Annotated in this window: 22 protein-coding genes; 6 read left to right on the top strand and 16 right to left on the bottom strand. The window is 68.8% G+C overall.

Annotated elements, in window-relative coordinates:
- Positions 1-76 precede the first annotated feature (76 nt).
- Positions 77-2,560 (bottom strand): carbohydrate-binding family V/XII, encoded by a 2,484-nt coding sequence (locus tag YU1_RS0110020; protein ID WP_051356710.1) that lies wholly within the window; start codon positions 2,558-2,560, stop codon positions 77-79.
- Positions 2,561-3,049: 489 nt separating this feature from the next.
- Between YU1_RS0110020 and purM the strand changes: the two genes are divergently transcribed.
- Together purM and purN are read left to right on the top strand one after the other, a co-directional pair.
- Positions 3,050-4,120, top strand: a complete 1,071-nt coding sequence (gene purM / locus YU1_RS0110015) for a phosphoribosylformylglycinamidine cyclo-ligase (protein WP_029003946.1) — start codon at positions 3,050-3,052, stop codon at positions 4,118-4,120.
- Positions 4,117-4,770 carry a phosphoribosylglycinamide formyltransferase gene (gene purN, locus YU1_RS0110010; RefSeq protein ID WP_029003945.1) on the top strand — a complete coding sequence of 218 codons (654 nt, stop codon included), beginning with the start codon at positions 4,117-4,119 and terminating at the stop codon, positions 4,768-4,770. The genes purM and purN overlap by 4 nt, the downstream gene beginning before the upstream one ends.
- An 18-nt stretch (positions 4,771-4,788) precedes the next feature.
- Here the strand turns inward: purN and YU1_RS0110005 are convergent, their stop codons facing one another.
- The 4 genes from YU1_RS0110005 to ndk form a co-directional block, all read right to left on the bottom strand.
- Positions 4,789-6,903: a molybdopterin-containing oxidoreductase family protein gene (locus tag YU1_RS0110005; RefSeq protein WP_029003944.1), complete on the bottom strand. Its 2,115-nt coding sequence runs from the start codon at positions 6,901-6,903 to the stop codon at positions 4,789-4,791.
- Positions 6,904-7,001: 98 nt separating this feature from the next.
- Positions 7,002-7,739, bottom strand: a complete 738-nt coding sequence (locus YU1_RS0110000) for a TerC family protein (RefSeq protein ID WP_029003943.1) — start codon at positions 7,737-7,739, stop codon at positions 7,002-7,004.
- A gap of 108 nt (positions 7,740-7,847) precedes the next feature.
- Complete coding sequence (locus YU1_RS0109995; protein WP_029003942.1) at positions 7,848-8,549, bottom strand: TerC family protein; 702 nt, start codon at positions 8,547-8,549, stop codon at positions 7,848-7,850.
- Positions 8,550-8,738: 189 nt separating this feature from the next.
- A complete protein-coding gene (gene ndk, locus YU1_RS0109990; protein WP_029003941.1) occupies positions 8,739-9,161 on the bottom strand; it encodes a nucleoside-diphosphate kinase in 423 nt (140 codons plus the stop codon).
- A gap of 213 nt (positions 9,162-9,374) precedes the next feature.
- On the opposite strand from ndk, the gene YU1_RS0109985 reads away from it, so the two are divergent.
- On the top strand, positions 9,375-10,361 hold the full coding sequence (locus tag YU1_RS0109985; RefSeq protein WP_029003940.1) for an aldo/keto reductase: 987 nt from the start codon (positions 9,375-9,377) through the stop codon (positions 10,359-10,361).
- Between the two features lie 33 nt (positions 10,362-10,394).
- On the opposite strand, the gene YU1_RS0109980 is transcribed toward YU1_RS0109985, so the two are convergent.
- From YU1_RS0109980 to YU1_RS0109950, 7 genes are all read right to left on the bottom strand, one after another.
- Positions 10,395-10,871, bottom strand: a complete 477-nt coding sequence (locus YU1_RS0109980; protein WP_029003939.1) for a MaoC family dehydratase — start codon at positions 10,869-10,871, stop codon at positions 10,395-10,397.
- A complete protein-coding gene (locus YU1_RS0109975; protein ID WP_029003938.1) occupies positions 10,868-11,332 on the bottom strand; it encodes a MaoC family dehydratase in 465 nt (154 codons plus the stop codon). The genes YU1_RS0109980 and YU1_RS0109975 overlap by 4 nt, the downstream gene beginning before the upstream one ends.
- Before the next feature lie 83 nt (positions 11,333-11,415).
- The gene (gene ychF / locus YU1_RS0109970; protein WP_029003937.1) at positions 11,416-12,513 is read right to left on the bottom strand and encodes a redox-regulated ATPase YchF; all 1,098 of its coding nucleotides are present in this window, start codon (positions 12,511-12,513) and stop codon (positions 11,416-11,418) included.
- A 121-nt stretch (positions 12,514-12,634) separates the two neighbouring features.
- On the bottom strand, positions 12,635-13,090 hold the full coding sequence (locus YU1_RS0109965; protein WP_156922032.1) for a PIN domain-containing protein: 456 nt from the start codon (positions 13,088-13,090) through the stop codon (positions 12,635-12,637).
- The gene (locus YU1_RS28880) at positions 13,002-13,304 is read right to left on the bottom strand and encodes a ribbon-helix-helix protein, CopG family (RefSeq protein WP_051356709.1); all 303 of its coding nucleotides are present in this window, start codon (positions 13,302-13,304) and stop codon (positions 13,002-13,004) included. The genes YU1_RS0109965 and YU1_RS28880 overlap by 89 nt, the downstream gene beginning before the upstream one ends.
- A 106-nt stretch (positions 13,305-13,410) precedes the next feature.
- The gene (pth, locus tag YU1_RS0109955) at positions 13,411-14,022 is read right to left on the bottom strand and encodes an aminoacyl-tRNA hydrolase (protein WP_029003935.1); all 612 of its coding nucleotides are present in this window, start codon (positions 14,020-14,022) and stop codon (positions 13,411-13,413) included.
- A gap of 25 nt (positions 14,023-14,047) precedes the next feature.
- Positions 14,048-14,668: a 50S ribosomal protein L25/general stress protein Ctc gene (locus YU1_RS0109950; RefSeq protein WP_029003934.1), complete on the bottom strand. Its 621-nt coding sequence runs from the start codon at positions 14,666-14,668 to the stop codon at positions 14,048-14,050.
- Positions 14,669-14,837: 169 nt separating this feature from the next.
- Here YU1_RS0109950 and YU1_RS28875 point away from each other — a divergent pair, with 169 nt between their 5' ends.
- The gene (locus YU1_RS28875) at positions 14,838-15,863 is read left to right on the top strand and encodes a c-type cytochrome (RefSeq protein ID WP_156922030.1); all 1,026 of its coding nucleotides are present in this window, start codon (positions 14,838-14,840) and stop codon (positions 15,861-15,863) included.
- Positions 15,864-15,867: 4 nt separating this feature from the next.
- Here the strand turns inward: YU1_RS28875 and YU1_RS34715 are convergent, their stop codons facing one another.
- Entirely contained in the window at positions 15,868-16,002 is a 135-nt protein-coding gene (locus YU1_RS34715) for a hypothetical protein (protein WP_280790709.1), read from the bottom strand.
- Between the two features lie 87 nt (positions 16,003-16,089).
- Complete coding sequence (locus YU1_RS0109935; protein ID WP_029003933.1) at positions 16,090-18,267, bottom strand: primosomal protein N'; 2,178 nt, start codon at positions 18,265-18,267, stop codon at positions 16,090-16,092.
- Between the two features lie 172 nt (positions 18,268-18,439).
- On the opposite strand from YU1_RS0109935, the gene obgE reads away from it, so the two are divergent.
- Together obgE and YU1_RS0109925 are read left to right on the top strand one after the other, a co-directional pair.
- A complete protein-coding gene (gene obgE, locus YU1_RS0109930) occupies positions 18,440-19,474 on the top strand; it encodes a GTPase ObgE (RefSeq protein WP_029003932.1) in 1,035 nt (344 codons plus the stop codon).
- Positions 19,475-19,552: 78 nt separating this feature from the next.
- Positions 19,553-19,732: a hypothetical protein gene (locus YU1_RS0109925; protein ID WP_029003931.1), complete on the top strand. Its 180-nt coding sequence runs from the start codon at positions 19,553-19,555 to the stop codon at positions 19,730-19,732.
- Between the two features lie 32 nt (positions 19,733-19,764).
- Here the strand turns inward: YU1_RS0109925 and YU1_RS28870 are convergent, their stop codons facing one another.
- Together YU1_RS28870 and YU1_RS0109915 are read right to left on the bottom strand one after the other, a co-directional pair.
- Positions 19,765-20,382, bottom strand: a complete 618-nt coding sequence (locus YU1_RS28870) for a GGDEF domain-containing protein (RefSeq protein ID WP_051356708.1) — start codon at positions 20,380-20,382, stop codon at positions 19,765-19,767.
- A 28-nt stretch (positions 20,383-20,410) separates the two neighbouring features.
- Positions 20,411-20,677: IS5/IS1182 family transposase (locus YU1_RS0109915; RefSeq protein ID WP_029003930.1), on the bottom strand; the 267-nt coding region annotated here is incomplete at its 5' end.

Below are 20,677 nucleotides of genomic sequence, written 5' to 3'. Positions count from 1 at the left end.
ATGAAAACGGGCGGCCTCCCGGCCGCCCGTTTCGTCTTGCTCGTGTGTCTCGTCTTGAGCTGATGCGGCGTCGGGCTCAGCGGCGGAAACCGCCGCCGCCGTGGAAACCACCGTAGCCCCCGCCACCGAAGCGGTCGCCGCCGCCATAGGCGCGCTGGCTGCTCCAGTCCCGGGCCTGGCGTTCGCTGTCGAGGCCGCTCATGTCCGCGGAGCGGTCCACCGGCTGCCAGCTGTTCCCCGACCGCTGGCTCCAGCCGGAGCCGTCGTGCTGGTAGATGTTGCCGTTGTGGTCCGTGTAGACGTTGCCATTGTTCCAGGCGACCGAGTTTCCGGTGTGCTGGTTGGTGGCGACGCCCTTGCTGTCCACATTCACCTGGCCGTCCACGCGGGTCGCCGTGGTCTGCGAGGCATGGGCGGTGCCGGTGGTGGTGTTGTAGCCCGCCGACTGCCGGCCGGCGGCCGCATTGCCGGTATAGGCATTGCCCACCGTGCCGGCGCGGGCCGCCTCGGTGGAGCCCGTGGCCGGGTTGTGTTCCACGCCCTCACGGCCGGCGGCATAGTTGCCCGTGTAGGCATTGCCCTCGACGCCGGCGCGGCCGGCCCCGGAGGCGCCCGTATAGGGATTGTGGTAGCTGCCTTCACGCCCGGCGGCGTAGTTGCCGGTGTAGGGGTTGAAGGCAGCGGCCGAGCGGCCCTGGAAATCGGTGCCGCGGGCGGTGGTGCCGGCGACGCCGCGCGCGCCCCACTCCGTCCCGTACGGCGTCGTGCCCCAGGCGTGGCCGACCACCGCGTCGCCGCCCCAGCGCCCGTAGACGTTGGCGGCGTTGACGTTCACATAGCCCCAATGGCCGCCCCACGGTCCGGCGCCCCAATAGGGACCCCAATAGGGCGTGACCGCCGCGCCCCAGGCCCAGCCGGCGGCGAAGCCGAAGCCGAAGCCCACCGCCGAGCCGACGGAGAAGCCGGCGCCGTAGCCATAGGTGGCCGGGCAGCCGTACCAGTAGGTGCCCACATAGCCGTTGCAATAATAGCCGGTGCCGTAGACCACCGTGCCGCCGGGCTGGACGATGACGCCCATGTAGCCGGGGGTGTAGCCCACCACGACCGTCTCCGGCTGCACCGAATAGATGCGGACGTAGGTGACGTAGGAGATCGGCGAGGTGATCGGGATCGTATAGATCACCTCCGGCACGAAGGTTGCCACCTTCCACGGCCCCATGGGGCTGGCGGCGACGAACCACACGCCCTGCGAGACCATGTAATAGGTGCCGCGATCCACCTGGATCACGGGCTGGGGCGTGTTGACCGCATATTTCAGCACCGTGCCGGGAATGGCGACGAACTTCGGCTCGCCGTCATAGCTCACCTTGGCGGTGGTGGTTTTCTTCACCGTGGCGGTCTGCGGGATGGTGGCGGCGATCGCCGCCTCCTTGGCTTGCGGCGTGCCGGCCACCGACACCAGGACGTTCGCCTTGGGATCGTTGGTCGAGATCTTGGCGAAATCCGCCGGAAGGGCGTCGTTCGCCACGTAGCTCCAGGCCCCGTCCAGGCTGGTGGAGCGGAACCAACGGCCGGAGATCAGCACGTAATAGGCATTGGAATTGGGGTCCATGAACACCGCATGGTCCGCATTCTTCATGCTCATCAGCTGGGTGCCGTCCACCGGCAGCAACTCGGGCTGGCCGTTGGTCTGGATCAGTTCCGTCGGCTCGGTCGCGACGCGGATCGCCGGCGGGGGCGTGACCGGCTTGCCGTCCTGCGACAGCAGCGGGTCGGCCTTCTGCGTCTTGACGGCGGCCTTGGCCGCGGCCTGGAGCGCCTGGGGCACCTGCGGCGTCACCACCCAAGGGCCGGCGAGGCTGGGGGCTTCATACCAGGCGCCGGCTGCCTGGAGGTGGAAAGTGCCGGCGGCATCCTTCAGCAGCAGGGGCTGGGTGTTGATGACGCGCTGGAACTCGCGCGCGCCGTCCACCGGCCGCAGCACGGGCTGGCCGGCGACGGGCACCAGGATGGTCAGCGTGCTGACGAAGACGATCTTCGGGGGCTCGTTCTGCACCGGCTGCGTGCGCAGGTCGGCGATCTTCTTGTTGACCGCGTAGCTCGCCTGCAACTGCACCAGCGCCACGGTGATGCCGTTCTTGGGCAGCCGCGATTCCAGTGCCTTGCGGACCGCGCCGGCCTGCTGGGGCGCGGTGGCCACGTCCACCGTGTCGACGGCGATGGCTTCCAGGTGGACGAGCCCGGCGCTCTTGTCCACGGTCGCGCGCGCCGTGAAATGGGCATAGCCATAGACCGGAGCGCCGTCCTTCGGCCCGATGGCCAGGGCGGCGCGGCCACCGATGAGGTCGCCTTCCCAGCTCTCGATCTGCGGCTGGTAGAGCTGCAGGCGGTTGTCGCCTACATCGAAATTGCGGGGCCAGGCCAGGCCCGGCGCGCCGATCGGCGCGGACTGCGCGGACTGCGCGGAAGTGCTGGGTTGCTGCGCCCACACCGGGCTTCCGCCCAGCAGCGCTGCAACCAAGCCCAGCGCCAGTGCTTTCTTACCCGTGACGGACGGCATGGAAACCGGCTCCTCATTACCTCCCAGCGGTGGCGAAGCACTATCACGTCACTGGCGCAGCGTCAGCGGGGGCCGGCGTGTCTGCCCGCGCCAAAATTGGCCGGATTGTTGCGGGCTCGAAACAGCGCTCGCTATCTCGCGCGGACAAATCTTGCCGTGCCGGGCATTTCGCGGAGAAACGGCGGTTGCCGCGGGCTGTTACATTTTGAAATACATGGCTGACCCGGCGCGGGCGTCTCGGCCAAGCGGGCAGATTTCTCGGCGGCCCGGCAACTGGCCTGCGGTGCCCGCCGCAGAGGGGCGTTCCCCGGAGGCAGCGCTACCGGCCGCGAATGGGCGCCGCCGGCCGGTGCCGGCATCGGGGGATCATTGCGCTATGCTCGGGCATGCCCTGCAAAGCCGCGCCTTGCCTCGCGCGCGGTTCGCGGCTAAGCCGCGCGCTTGGCGCACGCGGGCAAAGACCCGCCGCGTGGACGGCGCGAGGATGGAATGGCGCAGGACGGTCTCAATTATCGCGATGCAGGCGTGGATATCGACGCCGGCAACCGGCTGGTCGATCTCATCAAGCCGCTGGTGAAAGCCACCGCGCGCCCCGGCGCCGACGCCGACATCGGCGGGTTCGGCGGCATCTTCGATCTCAAGCGCGCCGGCTTTTCCGATCCGCTGCTGGTGGCCGCCACCGATGGCGTCGGCACCAAGCTGAAGATCGCCATCGAAACCGGGCAGCACCAGACCATCGGCATCGATCTCGTGGCCATGTGCGTCAACGATCTGATCGTTCAGGGCGCTGAGCCGCTGTTTTTCCTGGATTATTTCGCCACCGGCCGGCTGTCGCCGGAGGTGGGCGCCCACATTGTCGCCGGCGTGGCGCGTGGCTGCAAGGAGTCCGGCTGCGCCCTCATCGGCGGCGAGACCGCCGAGATGCCCGGCATGTACAAGGACGGCGACTACGACCTCGCCGGCTTTGCGGTCGGCGCGGTCGAGCGCGATGCGCTCTTGCCGCGGCCGGGCGTGGCGGCGGGCGACGTCATTCTCGGCCTCACCTCCTCGGGCGTGCATTCCAACGGCTATTCCCTGGTGCGCCGCGTGGTCGAGCGCTCGGGCCTGCCCTGGGACGCTCCCGCGCCGTTCGCGCCCGAGCGCAGCCTCGGCGCGGCGCTACTGGAGCCGACCCGGCTCTATGTGCAGAGCGTGCTGAAGGTGCTGCGCGGCACCGGCGGCATCAAGGCGCTGGCCCACATCACCGGCGGCGGCATCACCGAAAACCTGCCCCGCGTGCTGCCGCAGGGCACGCTCGCCCGCGTGGACCTGACCAATCTCATCGTTCCGCCGGTGTTCCGCTGGCTCGCCGCAACCGGCGGCGTGGCGCCGGAGGAGATGCTGCGCGCCTTCAACTGCGGCATCGGCATGGCCGTGGTGGTCGCCGCCGAGGACGAGGAGACGGTGGCCGACGCCTTCGGCGATGCGGGCGAATGCGTGGTGCGCCTCGGCACCATCGAGCCCGGCGCGGGCGCGCCCCACGTCACCTATGACGGCGAACTCGCCCTCGGTGCGGCATGAGCGGGCGCAAGCGCACCGCCGTGCTCATCTCCGGGCGCGGCTCGAACATGGCCGCGCTGGTGAAGGCCGCGCAGGATCCTGATTTTCCGGCCGAGATCGCGCTCGTGCTGTCCAACCGCGCCGATGCGGCGGGCCTCGACTTCGCGCGGGAGCACGGCATCGAGACGCTGGTGCTCAGCCACCGGGATTTTGCCGACCGCATCGCGTTCGACGCGGCGCTGGACGCCAATCTGCGCATCGCCGGCATCGAGATCATCTGCCTCGCCGGCTTCATGCGCCTCCTCACCCCCTGGCTGGTGGAGCGCTGGCGCGACCGCATGATCAACGTGCATCCCTCGCTGCTGCCGAGCTTCAAGGGGCTCGACACCCACGCCCGCGCCCTTGGGGCGGGCGTGCGCGTGCATGGCTGCACGGTGCATTTCGTCCGCGCCGAGATGGACGAGGGGCCGATCATCCTCCAGGCCGCCGTGCCCGTGCGCGGCGACGACACGCCGGATGCGCTGGCCGCCCGCGTGCTGGAGCAGGAGCACGTGATCTATCCCAAGGGTCTCGCGCTGCTGGCCTCGGGCCGCCTGAAGGTGGAGAATGAGCGGACCGTCGTGGAGGGCGAGCGCCCGCCCCGCGACGTGCTGGTGGTGCCGCGGGTCTGAGCCTGCGGCGCCCGCGCTTCAGGCGGCAGGATCCAGCCGCACCACGTCCACACGGTTGTCGTGGAAGGCCGCCCCGCCCACCGGCGCCACCGGATCGGCGCCGGTCAGCGAATTGATGCCGCGCCCGCCTTCATGGGCGAAATTCGGGTGGATCTGCTCAGCCACCACGACGCCGCGCCGGAGCCCGTCGAACAGCCGCGCCTGAAGCACCACCGCCCCGCGCGGATTGCGCACCTCCACGCGATCGCCCGCCGCGATGCCGCGCGCCGCAGCATCTTCCGGATGGATGAGCAGCGTCGGCCCACCCTCGCGCTTCATCGAGGTGGGTGTCTCGTTGAAGGTGGAGTTGAGGAAGTTGCGCGCCGGGGCTGTCACCAGACGGAACGGATGCTCCAGCGTCGCCTCCTCGATCACCGCCCAATGGTCGGGGAATTCCGGCATCTCCTCCCACGGGCCGAACAGCGCCGGGGAGGGGATGGGCGGGCGGCGCCAGTCGGGCTTCAGGCGGTAGCGCCCGTCCTTGTGTCCGAAGCCGGTGAGGAAATGGGCGCTCTCGAAATCTGGCTGGATATCGAGGAAGCGCGCCGCCTCCAGGTGCGCCAGCGAGCCGCGCTGGGACGCGTTCAGCGTCCAGTCGATCAGCTCGCGCGGGCTCATGGAAAAGCCGGGATGCTCGGCGCCCACGCGCTTGGCGATCTCGCCGATGACCGCGTGGTTGGAGCGGCATTCGCCCGGCGGGTCCACCAGCTTGGCCCCCAGCAGCAGGTGCTGGTGGCCGCCGCCCTGGTAGAGGTCGTCATGCTCGGTGAACATGGTGGCGGGCAGCACGATGTCCGCCTGCCGGGCGGTCTCGGTGAGAAACTGCTCGTGCACCGCCACGAACAGGTCGTCCCGCGCGAAGCCCCGCTTCACCCGCTCCTGGTCGGGGGCGATGCTCATGGGATTGGTGTTCTGGATCAGCATGGCGGTGACCGGCGGCCCGCCCGCCAGCACCTCCGGGTCGCCGGTGAGGATCGCGCCGATGCGCGACTGGTCGAGCTGGCGGACCTTGGGATCGAGGATGTCCAGGCCCTCGATCATGGTCTTGCGGGTGCGGAAGATGCCGGAATTGGAATGGAAGGCGCCGCCGCCCTCGTGCTGCCAAGCCCCTGAAACCACCGGGATGGAGGCGATGGCGTGCATGTTGACCGCGCCGTTGCGGCTGCGGGAGAGGCCGTAGCCGATGCGGAAGAAGCTGCGCGGCGTCTCGCCGACGAGCTTGGCGAAGGCCTCGATCTCATCCACCGGCAGGCCGGTGATGGCCGCCGCCCAGGCCGGCGTGCGGGTCGCGAGGTGGGCTTCGAATTCCGCGACATCGTTGGCGTAGCGGGCGAGATAGGCCCGGTCCGCGCGATTGTCGCGGAACAGCACGTGCATGACGGCGCAGGCGAGCGCGCCGTCGGTGCCGGGGCGGATGAGCAGCGGGATGTCCGCCTGCTCCATGGTGGGGGTGCGATAGACGTCCACCACCGCGATCTTCGCGCCGCGCTCCTTCCGCGCCTTCACCGCGTGGGTCATCACATTGACCTGGGTGGCCACCGCATTGGTGCCCCAGATGACGACAAGGTCGGAAACGGCCATTTCGCGCGGGTCGGCGCCGCCGAGGCGGCCGGTGCCGGCGATATAGCCGCTCCAGGCCGGGTTCACGCAGATGCTGGAGAAGAAGCGGGAGTATTTCTTGGCGTGGGTCAGCCGGTTGATGCCGTCGCGCATCACGAGGCCCATGGTGCCGGCATAATAATAGGGCCACACGCTTTCCGCGCCGTGGGTGCGCTCGGCGGCCAGCAGGCCCTCGGCCACCCGGTCCAGCGCCTCGTCCCAGGAGATGCGCTCGAACTGACCTGAGCCCTTCGGTCCCACCCGGCGCAGCGGGTGCATCAGCCGTTCGGGATGATCGATACGCTCGGCATAGCGGGCCACCTTGGCGCAGATGACGCCGGCCGTGTAGCTGTTGTCCTTGGCCCCGCGCACCCGGCCGATGCGGCTGCCGTCCAGCACCTCAACTTCAAGGGCGCAGGTGGACGGGCAATCATGCGGGCAGGCGGACGCGCGCATCAGCGTCTGGGCCGCCCGGGCGGGGACGTGCTGGTTCATAAGCGGGGCTCCTCGCCATCCTTATAGCGCGAAGCCGGCTTGCGAAGACACCCGCCGGGCCGGGCGGGGACAGAGGCGGTGCAGGCACCGCCTTCGCCTTATGCGTTGTGGGCCGCCATGCGCCGTCCGCGCAGGGCAAAGCCGAACGCCAGCACGAACAGGGCGCCGAGGCCGCCGGCCACGTAATGCGGCAGCTTGGCCGGCCCGACGCCGCCCGGTGCCTCCTCGTCAGCCTTCACCCAATGGGGGTCGATGCCGCGCAGCAGGTCCACGGACACGACGTCGCTCACCAGCATCTCGCCGGCGATGAAGCCGAGCAGGGCGGCGCCCGCCCATACCAGGGCCGGCAGGCGCTGGAGCAGGGCCAGGACCAACTGAGAGCCGGCCACGATCAGCGGGATGGTCAGCAGCAGGCCGAAGATGAACAGCTCCGGATGGCCGCGGGATGCGGCGGCGATGGCCACCACATTGTCCAGGCTCATCACCGCGTCGGCGATGGCGATGGTGCGCACGGCCCGCCAGAGGCTGTCGGCGGCGGCGATGGTGTGGGCGCTCTCTTCCTCGGTCAGTACCAGCTTGACCGCGATCCACAGCAGCAGCAGGCCGCCGGCGATCTTCAGCAGCGGCACGCCGAGCAGATAGGAGATGGCGAGGGCGAAGACGATGCGCAGCCCGACCGCCGCCCCGGCGCCCAGCAGGATGCCCCAGCGCCGCTGTCCCGGCGGAAGCGAGCGGCAGGCGAGGGCGATCACCACCGCATTGTCCCCGGAGAGGAGCAGATCGATCCAGATGATCTGAAGCAGGGAAAGCCAGAAGGTGGGACTATCGAAATCCATGCCACATCCTCTTACGACGTTCGCGCCACGATCCCCCTGAAGGAGTGTGACGTTGCGTCATGTGATCTGTCCGAAACGAAATGCTGCCCCTGAGGGGTGGCGCGATGGCTAAGCGGCGTTGCGGGGGTGGTTGCGTCCGCGCAGGCGGCTCCAGCTCCAGGCGACGACCACGACGAACGCGGCGCCGGCAGCGGCTGTGATGTGCGACCAATGGGCCGCCACTTCGACGCCGCCGATGCGGCTGGTGATGGCGGTGTCGCTCAGGAGCATCTCACCCGCGACCCAGCCCAGCAGCGCCGCGCCGGCCCAGACAAGGATGGGAAACCGATCCAGCAGGGTCATCACCAGCGACGAGCCGGCGACGATGAGCGGAATGGAGATGGCGAGGCCAAGGGCCAGCAGCAGCAGGTCGCCATGGGCGACGGCAGCCACCGCGACCACGTTGTCGAGGCTCATGAAGACATCGGCCAGGGCCACGGTGCCCACGGCCCGCCACAGGCTTTCGCTGGCCTGCACGGCTTCCTCGCCGTCCTCATTGGGCAGGGCGAGATCCACGGCGATGTAGAACAGCGCGAGGGACCCCACCACCTTCAGCCAGGGCAGGGCGAGCAGGGTCGCGACGATGCCGGTGAAAACGATGCGCAGGCCGACGGCCACGCCCGAGCCGAGGACGATGCCCCACTTTCGCGCCCGGTCCGGCAGCGAGCGGCAGGCCATGGCGATCACCACGGCGTTGTCGCCGGACAGCAGCACGTTGATCCAGATGATCTGGACGAAGGCGATCCAAAATTCGGGCGAGCTGAAAAGCATGCGTATGGCCCTCCCTCAAGCATCAGGTCTTGGGGTGCCTGGCGCCCAGCCCCCGTTTGGGGATACATACCCCAACGTCAGGCTAAGGGAAGCCCTGGGCGGAAACAATCAAAACCGGACATTCCGCGTGGCGGTCCGGTGCGAAAATCCAGGCGCGGCGAAGCTTGCCCTGCCGCGCCTGAGTTCACGTCAGCCGACGATCTCGTTCTGCGAGAAGAACTGCGCGATCTCGATCGCGGCGTTCTCGGCGCTGTCGGAGCCGTGGACCGAGTTGGCCTCGATGGATTCGGCGAACAGCTTGCGGATGGTGCCTTCGGCCGCATTGGCCGGGTTGGTGGCGCCCATCACGTCGCGATACTTCGCGATCGCGCCCTCGCCTTCGAGCACCTGCACCACGACGGGGCCGGTGATCATGAAGGACACGAGGTCGTTGAAGAAGGGGCGCGCGCGATGCACGGCATAGAAAGCCTCAGCCTGCGCCTGGGTCAGCAGGACGCGCTTCTGGGCGACAATGCGCAGGCCGGCCTTCTCGATGACCGCATTGATCGCGCCGGTGAGGTTGCGACGCGTCGCGTCGGGCTTGATGATCGAGAAAGTGCGCTCGATCGCCATGATGACCGTCCTGTATATCTTGAAGCTGAAAGGGACGCGCATTCACGCGCGATGAGGGGGCTCTTAGCAGCCGGGGCGATCTGCGGCAAGGGAAGGCGGGCCGAAGGGGTTGTGAAGGCGGTTGCGGCGAGGGCCACGCAAGTTTAGCTTCCGGGCGTTGGCGACGTCCTGTCCGACGTGCTTTTCCTGACATACCGACATATGAGGCGAACCATGGACCACCGTCCGCTCGGTCGCACCGGCATTTCCGTGTCCGCCATCGGCCTCGGCTGCATGGGCATGTCCGAATTCTACGGGGCCAGCGACGACGACCAGTCGCTGGAGACCCTGGAAGCCGCGCTGGAAGCCGGCATCACCCTGTTCGACACCGCCGACATGTACGGCACCGGCCATAACGAGCGGCTGCTGGGCCGCTTTCTCGCCGACAAGCGCGACAAGGTCGTGCTCGCCACCAAGTTCGGCAACGTGCGCGGGCCGAACGGCGAACGCCTGGGCATCGACGGCAGCCCGGCCTATGTGCGCAGCGCCTGCGAGGCCAGCCTGAAGCGTCTCGGCATCGAGACGATCGATCTCTATTACCAGCACCGCGTGGACCCGAAGACCCCCATCGAGGACACGGTCGGCGCCATGAAGAGGCTGGTGGAGGAGGGCAAGGTGCGCTTCCTCGGCCTGTCCGAATGCGCGGTTCCGACGCTGCGGCGGGCGGCGGCGGTGCATCCGATCAGCGCGGTGCAGACCGAATATTCCCTGTGGACCCGCGATCCCGAGGAGGGGATGCTGGCCGCGTGCGCGGAACTGGGCGCCTCCTTCGTCGCCTACAGCCCGCTCGGGCGGGCCTTCCTCACCGGCGCCGTGACCAGCCTCGACGGCCTGGCGGAGAACGACTTCCGCCGCAACAACCCGCGCTTCCAGGGCGCGGCATTCGAGCAGAACCGGCGCCTCGCGGAGGCTCTCGCCGCCTTCGCCGCCGCCCGCAAGGCCACGTCGGCGCAGATCGCGCTCGCCTGGATCCTGAACAAGCAGGCGAACGTGATCCCGATCCCCGGCACGCGGCGGGTGAAGTATCTGCGGGAGAATGCGGCCGCCACGGCGATCCGCCTGTCGGCGGCGGAGGTGGCGGAACTCGACGCCATGTTCCCGCCCGCGGCGGTTGCGGGCACGCGCTATCCGGAGCCGGTGATGGCCAATCTCAACATCTGAGCGGCCATCGCCTCGTGATGCCTGGGGCGCCGGTCAGACCGAGCGGCGCTCCAGGAACACCACGCTTTCGAAATCGATCACCAGATCGCCATGCTGGTTGGTGCCGGTGTTGTAGGCGGTCAGCAGGCCCCATTTCGGGCGGCTCTTGCTCACCTGCTTGTCCTTGACCTCGGTGGCATAGGTGATGGTGTCGCCCGCATAGACGGGCTTCAGCCAGTGCAGGTTCTTGAAGCCCGGCGAAGGCCCGAAGGTGGCCGGGGTCTGGCCGGCGGCCTTGGCCTGCGCCATCGCCTGCATCTGGTGGTCCACGAAGCAGCGCATCCACATGGCGGCGGTGTGCCAGCCGGAAGCGCACAGAGCCCCGAACAGGCTGCGCCGGGCGGCTTCGTCATCCACGTGGAAGGGCTGCGGATCGAACTTCTGCGCGAAGCCGATGATCTCCTCGCGGGTGAAATGGTGGGCGCCCAGGATCTGGCGGCTGCCGATCTCGGTATCCTCGAAGAATCTCATGCCAGTCGCGCCCCCGGATTGCGCCGCGAGAACATGATGACCACGGTCTGGTCCATGGCCACCGTGCCCTTCGGCTTCAGGAGCTCGAAGCGGAAGGTGACGAGGCCGATCTCCGGACGGCTCTTGGAGCTGCGGCTTTCCAGCACCTTGCGGCGCAAGGTCACCACGTCGCCGGGGTGGATCGGCTCGCGCCAGACGGTTTCCTGGACACCGGGCGAGCCCATGCCGGCGGCACGCAGCAGGAAGCCGTCGCAGATCAGCCGCATCATGATGGCGCAGGAATGCCAGCCGGAGGCCGCGAGGCCGCCCAGCAGCGAAGCCTTGCCCGCCGCCGGATCGAGATGCATGGGCTGGGGATCGAACGCGGTGGCGAAGTCGATGATCTCCGCTTCTGTCACTTCGTGGGAGCCGAACGTCTTCACGTCGCCCTCCACGAAGTCCTCCCAATAGATTTCGGGCATGCCTTCCTCCGGCTTCGTCCCGATCTCAGTCGTTGCGGCACCGAAGGTCAAGCCGGGGCGGTGGACGGCACCCCGGCCGATCGTCAGTTGGCGAAGCGGAAGTGCAGCACGTCGCCGTCCTGGACGACGTAATCCTTGCCTTCGAGCCGCAGGCGACCGGCGTCGCGGGCGCCAGCCTCACCCTTGTACTGGACATAGTCCGCGTAGGCGATCGTTTCCGAGCGGATGAAGCCCTTCTCGAAATCCGAATGGATCACGCCGGCCGCCGCGGGCGCCTTGGTGCCCTTGGTGATGGTCCAGGCGCGGGCTTCCTTCGGGCCGACGGTGAAATAGGTGGCCAGATCCAGCAGTTCGTAGCCGGCGCGGATCACCCGGTTGAGGCCGGGCTCGTCCAGCTCGATGGCTTCCAGATACTCGCGCTGCTCCTCGGGCGGCAGGATGGCGATCTCGCTCTCGATCTTGGCGGAGACGACGACGGCCTTGGCACCCTCTTCCTTGGCGCGGGCGAACACCTGGGCGGACAGCGAATTGCCCTCGTGGGCCGAGGCTTCCTCCACATTGCACACGTAGAGCACCGGCTTGGCCGTCATCAGGCCGAGCATGCCGAACGCGCGCTGCTCCTCCGGCTTCACCTCGGTCAGGCGGGCCGGCTTGCCGTCGCGCAGCAGCACCAGGGCGCGCTGCATCAGCTCCAGCGTCTCCTTGGCCTCCTTGTCGGCGCCCTTGGCCTTCTTCTCCAAGGCCGCGGCGCGCTTCTCCAGGCTGTCGAGGTCGGCCAGCATCAGCTCGGTCTCGATGGTCTCGATGTCGTCCACCGGGGCGATCTTGCCCTCCACATGGGTGACGTCACCATCCTCGAAGCAGCGCACCACATGGGCGATGGCGTCGCATTCACGGATGTTGGCCAGGAACTGGTTGCCGAGGCCCTCGCCCTTGGAGGCGCCGCGCACCAGGCCGGCGATGTCCACGAAGGTCAGCCGGGTGGGGATGATCTGGCCCGAGCCCGCGATCTCGGCGAGCGTGCTGAGGCGCGGGTCCGGCACCGCCACTTCGCCCACGTTCGGCTCGATGGTGCAGAAGGGGTAGTTGGCGGCCTGGGCCGCGGCCGTCTGGGTGAGGGCGTTGAAAAGGGTGGACTTGCCCACGTTGGGCAGTCCGACGATGCCGCATTTGAAACCCATGCTGCGCGATCTTTCTTGGAAGAGCCGGTCGTTTGAAGCTTGGCGCGATCCATAAAGGCCGGGAGCGCATTTGTTAAGGTCGCGGGCCGCCGGATGGGGGAAATCCGCGCCGGAGGGGCCGTCATCGGTCCTTCAGAGCGGCGAAAACTGTCTCGATGTCGGTGGTGAAGGGGTTGACGATGGTGGTGCGCTCCACCTCGGTGCCGTCGTCGATGGCTTCCGTCACCAGCAGCCGGCATTCCGCCGCCACCGCCGCCGCCACCAGGAGGCAGTTCCACCAGTCGAACCGGAAGCGGTCCTCGATGCGCCAGGCGGTGCCCATCAGTTCGCCCGCGCCCTCGGTGCGGCAGGCGGGCAGCAGGTCGCGCAGGAAATCGCGGATGTCATCACGGGGGGCGAGCGGAAACCGCGCGGCGGCGAGGCCGTAGAATTCCGTCATCACCTGCGGCGACACCACCAGTTCACCGTGGCGGCGGATGGAGCGCAGGCTATGCCTCGTCAGCGCGCGCTTCCGCGCCGCGCTGCGGTCGTGCAGGTAGATCAGCACGTTCGTATCCACGAAGCACCGGACGGTCATGGATGTCCTCGCGCGTGGGCGGGTCTCCGGCGCCGGCGTCCCAGCCGGGGCCGGCGAGCCAGCGATCGAAGGGAATGAGCGGATCGGTGTGGCCGCCCAGCGCGCGGCTCAGATGTTCGGCGATGAATTTGGAGAGGCTCTTGCCCTCCCGCGCGGCGGCGAGGCGCACACGGCTGGCGAGGTCGTCGGAAAGCGTAATCGTCACGTTCTTCATGGGCGGGCCTCGACGGGCGCGGGCGGGCTGACGCGGGGACGCTCTTCCGCAAGGTTCGGCCTTTGTGCGCTGCGGTCAAGTGCGCGTTGCAGCGCAGCCGTCCACGTCAGGGGCGGGGCGCGCCCAGCGGCTTGATGTCGGCAAAGCCTTGCGCCTCAAGGAAAAGATGCGCGCGGTTCTGGAATTCTTCCGCCTTCCCGGCGGTGAGCGCGGGGGCAAAATCCGCGCAGGCCGTGCAGACGCCGTCCACCCAGTCACGCTCGGCCTTGCCGAAATCGTTCAGGACGTAGGAATGCACCAGCGACTTGTCGCCCGGATGACCGATGCCGAGGCGCACCCGCCAATAATCGTTGCCGCATTGGGCGGTGATGGAGCGCAGGCCGTTGTGGCCGGCGTTGCCGCCGCCCTTCTTCACCCGGATCTTGGCGGGAGGCAGGTCGAGCTCGTCGTGGAACACGACGATGCGCTCCAGCGGGATCTTGTAGAATTTGGCGGCTTCGGCGACCGCGCGGCCGCTCTCGTTCATGAAGGTTTCCGGCAGCAGGGCCAGGACCTTCTGGCCGGCGATCTCGCCTTCGCTCACCGCGCCCTGGAACCGCCGGCGCCAGGGGGAGAGGCGATGGCGGCGGACGATCGCGTCCACCGCCATGAAGCCGATATTGTGCCGGTTGCCGGCATATTTCGAGCCGGGATTGCCCAGGCCTGCGAACAGGAACACGGGAAGCCCCGGCCCGAAAGGCGCGTCAGGCCTTGGTGGCCGCGGCGGCCGCAGCCGCCTCGTCGGCCTGCGCTTCCTTGAGGCCCGACGGGGCCATCAGGGTCGCGAGGGTGTCGTCGCCGTGGACGGCGGAGGTGACACCGGCCGGCAGCTTGATGTTGGACAGGTGCACGTTGTCGCCGATATCGAGGCCGGTCAGGTCCGCCTCGATGTGGTCGGGAATGGCGTCCGCCGGGCATTCCAGCTCGACGGCGTGGGCCACGACGTTGAGCGTGCCGCCGGTCTTGATGCCGGGGGAGGCGTCCTGGTTCACGAAGTGCACGGGCACTTCAACGGTGATGCGCGCACCCTGGGACACCCGCAGGAAGTCCACGTGCAGCGGCAGGTCCTTCACCGGATCCAGCTGATAATCGCGGGGGATCACGCGGTACTTCGTGCCATCCACGTCGAGCTCGAACAGGGTGGTCAGGAAGTGGCCAGCGTAAATGATGCGGGTGAGGTCCTTGTGGTTCAAGGAGATGGTCACCGGCTCTTTCTTCTCACCGTAAATCACGGCGGGCACGCGTCCAGCGCGGCGCTCTTCACGGGCGGCCCCCTTGCCGGCCCGCGGGCGCGCCACAGCCTTCAATTCTTTGATGGCGGTCATGGCACTCGTCCTAATCTGAGACTGGGTCTAAAACAGCCAACGGCCGCTTGCGCGGCCGTCTGACTTTCCCGTCAGGCACGCCTCCAGGGGGGCGCATGCCATCGGAGAACGCGGGCTTATAGCCGTGTTGGGCGCGGAAGGCAACAAACATAAGGGGTCGGGGGATCTCATGGCGTGGGTGAAGGCATCGGGCCGCATGCTGGTGTTGGCGGTGGTGGGCACGTTTTCCGTATGTGCGGGGGCTGCGAGCGGATGGGCGCAAGGGGCAGGCGCGGGGCGGCCGGTCGTCGTCTGGGACGTGCCGGATGTGGACCGCCTCCCTGATACGGCGTTCGGCCAGTTGGTGCGCTATGGCCGCTCGGTGCTGGAGGAGACCTCCGCCCATATCGGCCCGGCCGCCCCCGATCCGGCGCAGCGCTTCGCCGGCAACAACATGGCCTGCGCCGATTGCCACCTGAACGCGGGCCTGAAGAAATTCGGCCTGCCGCTGGTGGCGGCGTCGGCCGATTATCCCGGCTACAGCTTCCGCCGCGGCGCCGACGCCAGCATCGAGGACCGGCTGAACAGCTGCATGACGCGCAGCATGAACGGACGGCCGATGCCGGCCGATGCCAGGCCCATGCAGGCGCTCGCCGCCTATCTCAAGGTGCTGTCCGAGCATATCCCGCCGGACGCCCGGATTGCCGGCGGCGGCGTGGGGGCCATGGCGGAGCTGGACCGGGCGGCGGATCCGGCCAAGGGGGCACAGGTCTATGCGCGTGACTGCGCGGAATGCCATCGCCGCGACGGTCTCGGCGTCCGGCGGAACGAGGCGGATGCGAGCTTCGGTTATGGCGTGCCGCCGCTCTGGGGTCCGGACAGCTTCAATGACGGGGCCGGCATGGCCCGCCTCATCACCCAGGCGAACTTCGTCCATGACAACATGCCCAACGGCACCAGCTGGGTCATGCCGCAACTGAGCCCCGAAGACGCCTGGGACGTGGCGGCCTTCGTGCTCTCCCAGCCGCGCCCGCAGCGGACGGGCACGGCCAAGGACTTTCCGGACCTGCTGGCGAAGCCCGTGGACGCGCCCTACGGCCCCTATGCGGATGCCTTCCCGGAGGCCCAGCACCGGCTTGGGCCGTTCGCGCCGATCCGCGCCGAGATCGCCCGGCTCAAGGCCGCACGCGGCAGCGTGCCGAACCCGAACGAATAGGCGCCTATTGGGCCTTGGGCTCGGCCGAGCAGGTCTTGGCCGGGCCGGTCTTCTGCCAGAACCAGTCGCCGCAGCGGTCGCAGCCTGAAACCGCGAGGCCGAGGGTCGCCACCAGGGCCAGGCGCATCACCATCCGCATAAGGGCGTTTCCTTCAATGTGTCCGGCGCGACGCTAATGCGCGGTGGTCGTCGTGGGAAGTCCCCGCGCACGGATGCGGGAAACGGGTCAGAGAAAGCTCATGGGGTCCACGTCGATGGAAACCTTGGTATTGCCGGTCACCCGCGGTGCCACCGCGCGCCAGGCGCGCAGATAGCCGGACAGGTCGAAGGCACGCGGGGCGCGCACCAGCAGCCGCCAGCGGTGGCGGCCGCGCAGGACGGCCAGCGGGGCCTCGGCGGGGCCGAGCACCCGCACGCCCTCCGCGCGCGGCGCGCTGGCCGCCAGGCGCCGGGCGTGTCCCTCCGCCGCCGGCCCCTCGTTGGCCGAGACGACGAGGCTCGCCATGCGGCCGAAGGGCGGCAGTTGCGCCTCCTCGCGGGCGGCGATCTCGGTCTCGTAGAAAGCGGCGCGGTCGCCCTTCATCAGCGCCTGCATCACCGGATGCTCCGGCATGTGGGTCTGGATGAAGCCGCGCCCCTCGGTGGACCCGCGTCCGGCGCGCCCGGCCACCTGGTGCACCAGTTGGAAGGTGCGCTCGGCCGCCCGTGGGTCGCCATGGCCGAGGCCGACATCCGCATCCACCACCCCGACCAGGGCGAGACCGGGGAAATTGTGGCCCTTGGCGACGAGCTGCGTGCCCACCACCACGTCCACATCGCCCTTGGCGACGGCGTCCAGTTCCGCCCGCATGCGCTCGACGCCGCCGATGTCCGACGACAGCACGAGGCTGCGGGCCTGCGGAAACAGGCTCTGCACCTCCTCCTGGAGGCGCTCCACGCCGGGGCCGCAGGGGATCATGCTGTCCTTCTCGCCGCAGGCGGGGCATTGCTCCGGCACCGGGGCCTGGTAGCCGCAATGGTGGCAGGAAAGGCGGCGTCGGAAGCGGTGCTCCACCAGCCAGGCGGAGCAGGACGGGCATTTCATGCGCACGCCGCAGGAGCGGCAGAGGGTGAGCGGGGCATAGCCGCGCCGGTTGAGGAACAGCAGCGCCTGCCCGCCGTCCTCCAGCGTCTGGGCGATCTCCGCCTGGAGGCGCGGGGCGATCCAGCGGCCGCGCGGCGGGCCGTCCTTGCGCAGGTCGATGGGCGACAGGCCCGGCACCTTGGCGCCGCCGAAGCGCAGCGGCAGGGAGAGGCGCGCGTAGCGCCCACGCCGGGCATTCACCTCGGTCTCGATGGAGGGCGTCGCGGAGGTGAGGACTATGGGCGACTTCGTGAACCGCGCCCGCACCACCGCCATGTCGCGGGCGTGGTAGGTGACGCCGTCTTCCTGCTTGTAGGCGGGGTCGTGCTCCTCATCGACGATGGTCAGGGCCAGATCCCTGAAGGGCAGGAACAGCGCCGAGCGCGCGCCCGCCACGACCTGGACGTCGCCGTCCGCCACGCCGCGCAGGATCCGCCCGCGCCGCCGGGTGGAGACACCGGAGTGCCATTCCGCCGGCAGCACCCCGAAGCGCTTGGTGAAGCGGTCGAGAAAGGCCTGGGTGAGGGCGATTTCCGGCAGCAGGATCAAGGCTTGCCGCCCCGCTCGCACGGCTTCAGCCACCGCCTCGAAATAGACTTCCGTCTTGCCCGAGCCGGTGACGCCGTCCAGCAGGTGGACGGAGAAGGCCTTGGCCCGCACGGCCTTTACGAGCGCCTGGGCAGCCTCCGCCTGCGGTTCGCTTAGGGTGGGGGCGGCGTGGTCCGGGTCCGGTGTCTCCGCGGCGGGGGCGGGCGGCAGAACCAATGTTTCCAGGGCGCCTTCGTCCACCATGCCGTCCACGACGGAGGGGGAGACGCCGGCTTCGCGCGCTGCGTCCGGCTTGGCGCGGGTGAAGCCGTCAGCCATCACCTGGAGCAGGCGGGCACGGGCGGCGGTCATGCGCTCGGGTGTGTGGCCGGTGGCCCGCACCCCGACCCGCTCGCGCGGCGGGGCGGGGTTCTCCTCGTGCCGCAGGGCCATGCGCAGCACCATGCCGCGCGGCGCGAGCGTATAGTCGGCCATCCAGTCGATCAGTTGGATGAGGTCGGGCGGCAGGGGACGGTGGTCCAGCTTCTTGCGCACGGCCTTGAGCTTGGAGGTATCCACCGCCTTTTCCGGCGCATCCGCCGCGCGCGGCCAGACGCAGCCGACCACGAGCCGCGATCCCAACGGCACGGCGACGAGATCGCCGGGGACAAGGTCGAGCCCGTCGGGGACCAGATAGGAATAGGGAACGTCGAGCCCGAGCGGCAGCAGGACATCGACGATGGAGGCGCTCATGTTCTTCTTTTGGTCCGGCGCGGGAGAAAGGTCAAAGCCTGGCTTGCCGCACATCCCCAGCTCAACCGGGCGCGGCCAGGCAGGCGTGCCGAAGCCCGAGGCACTGGCGGAAGCTTGAGCAATCACACCGCCGCTCTTGCGTGAAAGCCCGGCGGCGTCTACCTCCTCGGCCATGAAATTCCTCGATCAGGCCAAGATATATGTGCGCTCCGGCGATGGGGGCGCGGGATGCGTCTCGTTCCGGCGCGAAAAATTCATCGAGTTCGGCGGTCCCGACGGCGGGAACGGCGGACGCGGCGGCGACGTATGGATCGAGTGCGTCAATGGCCTGAACACGCTGATCGACTATCGCTACCAGCAGCACTTCAAGGCCAAGAAGGGCGAGCACGGCATGGGTGCGAACCGCACCGGCGCGCGCGGCTCGGACGTGGTGCTCAAGGTGCCGGCGGGAACCCAGATTCGGGACGTGGATGACGAGACCATCCTCGCCGATCTCACCCAGGTGGGCCAGCGCATCAAGCTGCTGGAGGGCGGCAACGGCGGCTTCGGCAACGCCGAGTTCAAGACCTCCACCAACCAGGCGCCCCGCCGCGCCAATCCCGGCCTCGAGGGCCAGGAGAAGTGGATCTGGCTGCGGCTGAAGCTGATCGCGGATGCGGGCCTCGTCGGCCTGCCCAATGCCGGCAAGAGCACTTTCCTCGCCGCCACCACGGCGGCAAAGCCGAAAATCGCGGACTACCCCTTCACCACGCTCCATCCCGGCCTCGGCGTGGTGCGGGTGGACGGGCGCGAATTCGTGCTGGCCGACATTCCCGGCCTGATCGAGGGGGCGCACGAGGGCGCCGGGCTCGGCGACCGCTTCCTTGGGCATGTGGAGCGCTGCCGTGTGCTGCTGCATCTGGTGGACGGCACCTGCGAGCATGCGGGCAAGGCCTACAAGACCGTGCGCCAGGAACTGGTCGCCTATGGCGGCGGGCTGGAGGATCGGGTGGAGGTCGTCGCTCTGTCCAAGATCGATTCCCTGACGCCCGAACTGCTGAAGCAGCAGAAGGAGCGCCTCCAGCGGGCGGCGAAGAAGAAGCCGCTGCTGCTGTCCTCGCAGTCGGGGCAGGGGGTGCCGGAGGCGTTGCGGGCCTTGCTCGCGGTGATCGACGAGAGCCGCGCCGCCGAGGTGGCCGCGACCAAGACGAAGGAATGGCGCCCCTGAGCGCTGCGGGTTTGCCCTTCGGCCGCGCGGTGCGCCCCCGCTCCGGGCGGGCATGCGACCTTGAGATCGGAACAGGCCATGGCGGAACGGTTCGAGCGGCATCGGCAACCCTGGACCAATGAGGAGATCCAGCGGCTGCACACCTATGCCAAGAAAGGCATGTCGCTGAAGGCCATCGCCCAGGCGCTGACCCGCAGCGAGGAATCCGTCAAGATCCGCGCCAAGGCCGACAGCCTCACCATCGTCAAGCTGCGCTGACCGGCCGCGTTCCGGGAAGGACGCCGCGCGTCTCAACTCTGCGGCTGCTCGGCCGCATCGAGATCCGAGGCGGTGCGATTGCGCCCGCCGCTCTTGGCGGCATAGAGCAGCCGGTCCGTCCGGCCGTAGAGCCCGTCGAACTCCTCGTGCGGCTGGAGTTCCGCCACGCCGAAGCTTGCCGTAACGGAGCCCAGTTCGCCGGGCAGCGGGAAGGCATGGCGGAAGATGGCGAGCCGGAACGCCTCCGCGCGGGCGCGCGCATCTGGCAGGCCGACCTCGGGCATGAAGATCGCAAACTCCTCGCCGCCCAGACGGCCGATGAGGTCTGATGCGCGCGCGGCCTGGCGGAGCACCGCCCCGACCTCGCGCAGGACCGCGTCCCCTGCGTTATGGCCGAAGGTGTCATTGATCCGCTTGAACCGGTCGATGTCCAGGAGGATCAGCGCCCCTGGCGCGGGCCGCGCGGTGGCGTGGGCGAAGCTGTTCTCGAAGCCGCGGCGGTTCAGCAGGCCGGTCAGCATGTCGAGGTCGCGCTCGCGCCTCACCTCCTCGATGATGTCCACGGCGGTGGCGGCTAGGATGGCAAGGGCGAGGCTGGTGCCGAACAGCGCAAGGCAGAGCTGCAGCGTCTGCCAGAACCAGGAATTCACGAAGGCGGCTAGGCTCAGGACTCATTGATCACAGCCAGAAGATGACGACTGCTGCGATGCATATGGCAGAGAAGAAGGTGTGGGCGCATCGGTCGTATCGCGTGGCGATGCGCCTCCAGTCCTTGAGCTTGGCGAACAGGTTCTCGACCTTGTGCCGCTGCCGGTAGAGGGATTTGTCATAGAGGAAGGGCTGCTTGCGGCTCCGCGATGAAGGAATGCAGGGATTGATGCCCCTGGAGGCCAGTGCCTCGCGGAACCAGGCACTGTCGTAGCCCCGATCGGCGATCAGGCTTCT

Origin of the sequence: Azorhizobium doebereinerae UFLA1-100, assembly GCF_000473085.1 — a bacterium.
GTDB classification, from domain to species: domain Bacteria; phylum Pseudomonadota; class Alphaproteobacteria; order Rhizobiales; family Xanthobacteraceae; genus Azorhizobium; species Azorhizobium doebereinerae.
The sequence above is the reverse complement of the archived record's forward strand: the minus strand, read 5'-3'. Positions and strand labels throughout refer to the sequence as shown.

Bases quoted from the DNA above. Each gene is read 5' to 3' on its own strand.
- obgE (WP_029003932.1), top strand. From the start codon at position 18,440: ATGAAATTCCTCGATCAGGCCAAGATATATGTGCGCTCCGGCGATGGG.
- purN (WP_029003945.1), top strand. From the start codon at position 4,117: ATGAGCGGGCGCAAGCGCACCGCCGTGCTCATCTCCGGGCGCGGCTCG.
- YU1_RS0109985 (WP_029003940.1), top strand. From the start codon at position 9,375: ATGGACCACCGTCCGCTCGGTCGCACCGGCATTTCCGTGTCCGCCATC.
- YU1_RS0110005 (WP_029003944.1), bottom strand. From the start codon at position 6,903: ATGAACCAGCACGTCCCCGCCCGGGCGGCCCAGACGCTGATGCGCGCG.
- YU1_RS0109965 (WP_156922032.1), bottom strand. From the start codon at position 13,090: ATGACCGTCCGGTGCTTCGTGGATACGAACGTGCTGATCTACCTGCAC.
- YU1_RS34715 (WP_280790709.1), bottom strand. From the start codon at position 16,002: ATGCGGATGGTGATGCGCCTGGCCCTGGTGGCGACCCTCGGCCTCGCG.
- YU1_RS28875 (WP_156922030.1), top strand. From the start codon at position 14,838: ATGGCGTGGGTGAAGGCATCGGGCCGCATGCTGGTGTTGGCGGTGGTG.
- YU1_RS0109935 (WP_029003933.1), bottom strand. From the start codon at position 18,267: ATGAGCGCCTCCATCGTCGATGTCCTGCTGCCGCTCGGGCTCGACGTT.
- YU1_RS0110020 (WP_051356710.1), bottom strand. From the start codon at position 2,560: ATGCCGTCCGTCACGGGTAAGAAAGCACTGGCGCTGGGCTTGGTTGCA.
- YU1_RS0109995 (WP_029003942.1), bottom strand. From the start codon at position 8,549: ATGCTTTTCAGCTCGCCCGAATTTTGGATCGCCTTCGTCCAGATCATC.
- YU1_RS0109980 (WP_029003939.1), bottom strand. From the start codon at position 10,871: ATGAGATTCTTCGAGGATACCGAGATCGGCAGCCGCCAGATCCTGGGC.
- ndk (WP_029003941.1), bottom strand. From the start codon at position 9,161: ATGGCGATCGAGCGCACTTTCTCGATCATCAAGCCCGACGCGACGCGT.
- YU1_RS0109925 (WP_029003931.1), top strand. From the start codon at position 19,553: ATGGCGGAACGGTTCGAGCGGCATCGGCAACCCTGGACCAATGAGGAG.
- YU1_RS28880 (WP_051356709.1), bottom strand. From the start codon at position 13,304: ATGAAGAACGTGACGATTACGCTTTCCGACGACCTCGCCAGCCGTGTG.
- purM (WP_029003946.1), top strand. From the start codon at position 3,050: ATGGCGCAGGACGGTCTCAATTATCGCGATGCAGGCGTGGATATCGAC.
- YU1_RS0109975 (WP_029003938.1), bottom strand. From the start codon at position 11,332: ATGCCCGAAATCTATTGGGAGGACTTCGTGGAGGGCGACGTGAAGACG.
- ychF (WP_029003937.1), bottom strand. From the start codon at position 12,513: ATGGGTTTCAAATGCGGCATCGTCGGACTGCCCAACGTGGGCAAGTCC.
- YU1_RS0110000 (WP_029003943.1), bottom strand. From the start codon at position 7,739: ATGGATTTCGATAGTCCCACCTTCTGGCTTTCCCTGCTTCAGATCATC.
- YU1_RS0109950 (WP_029003934.1), bottom strand. From the start codon at position 14,668: ATGACCGCCATCAAAGAATTGAAGGCTGTGGCGCGCCCGCGGGCCGGC.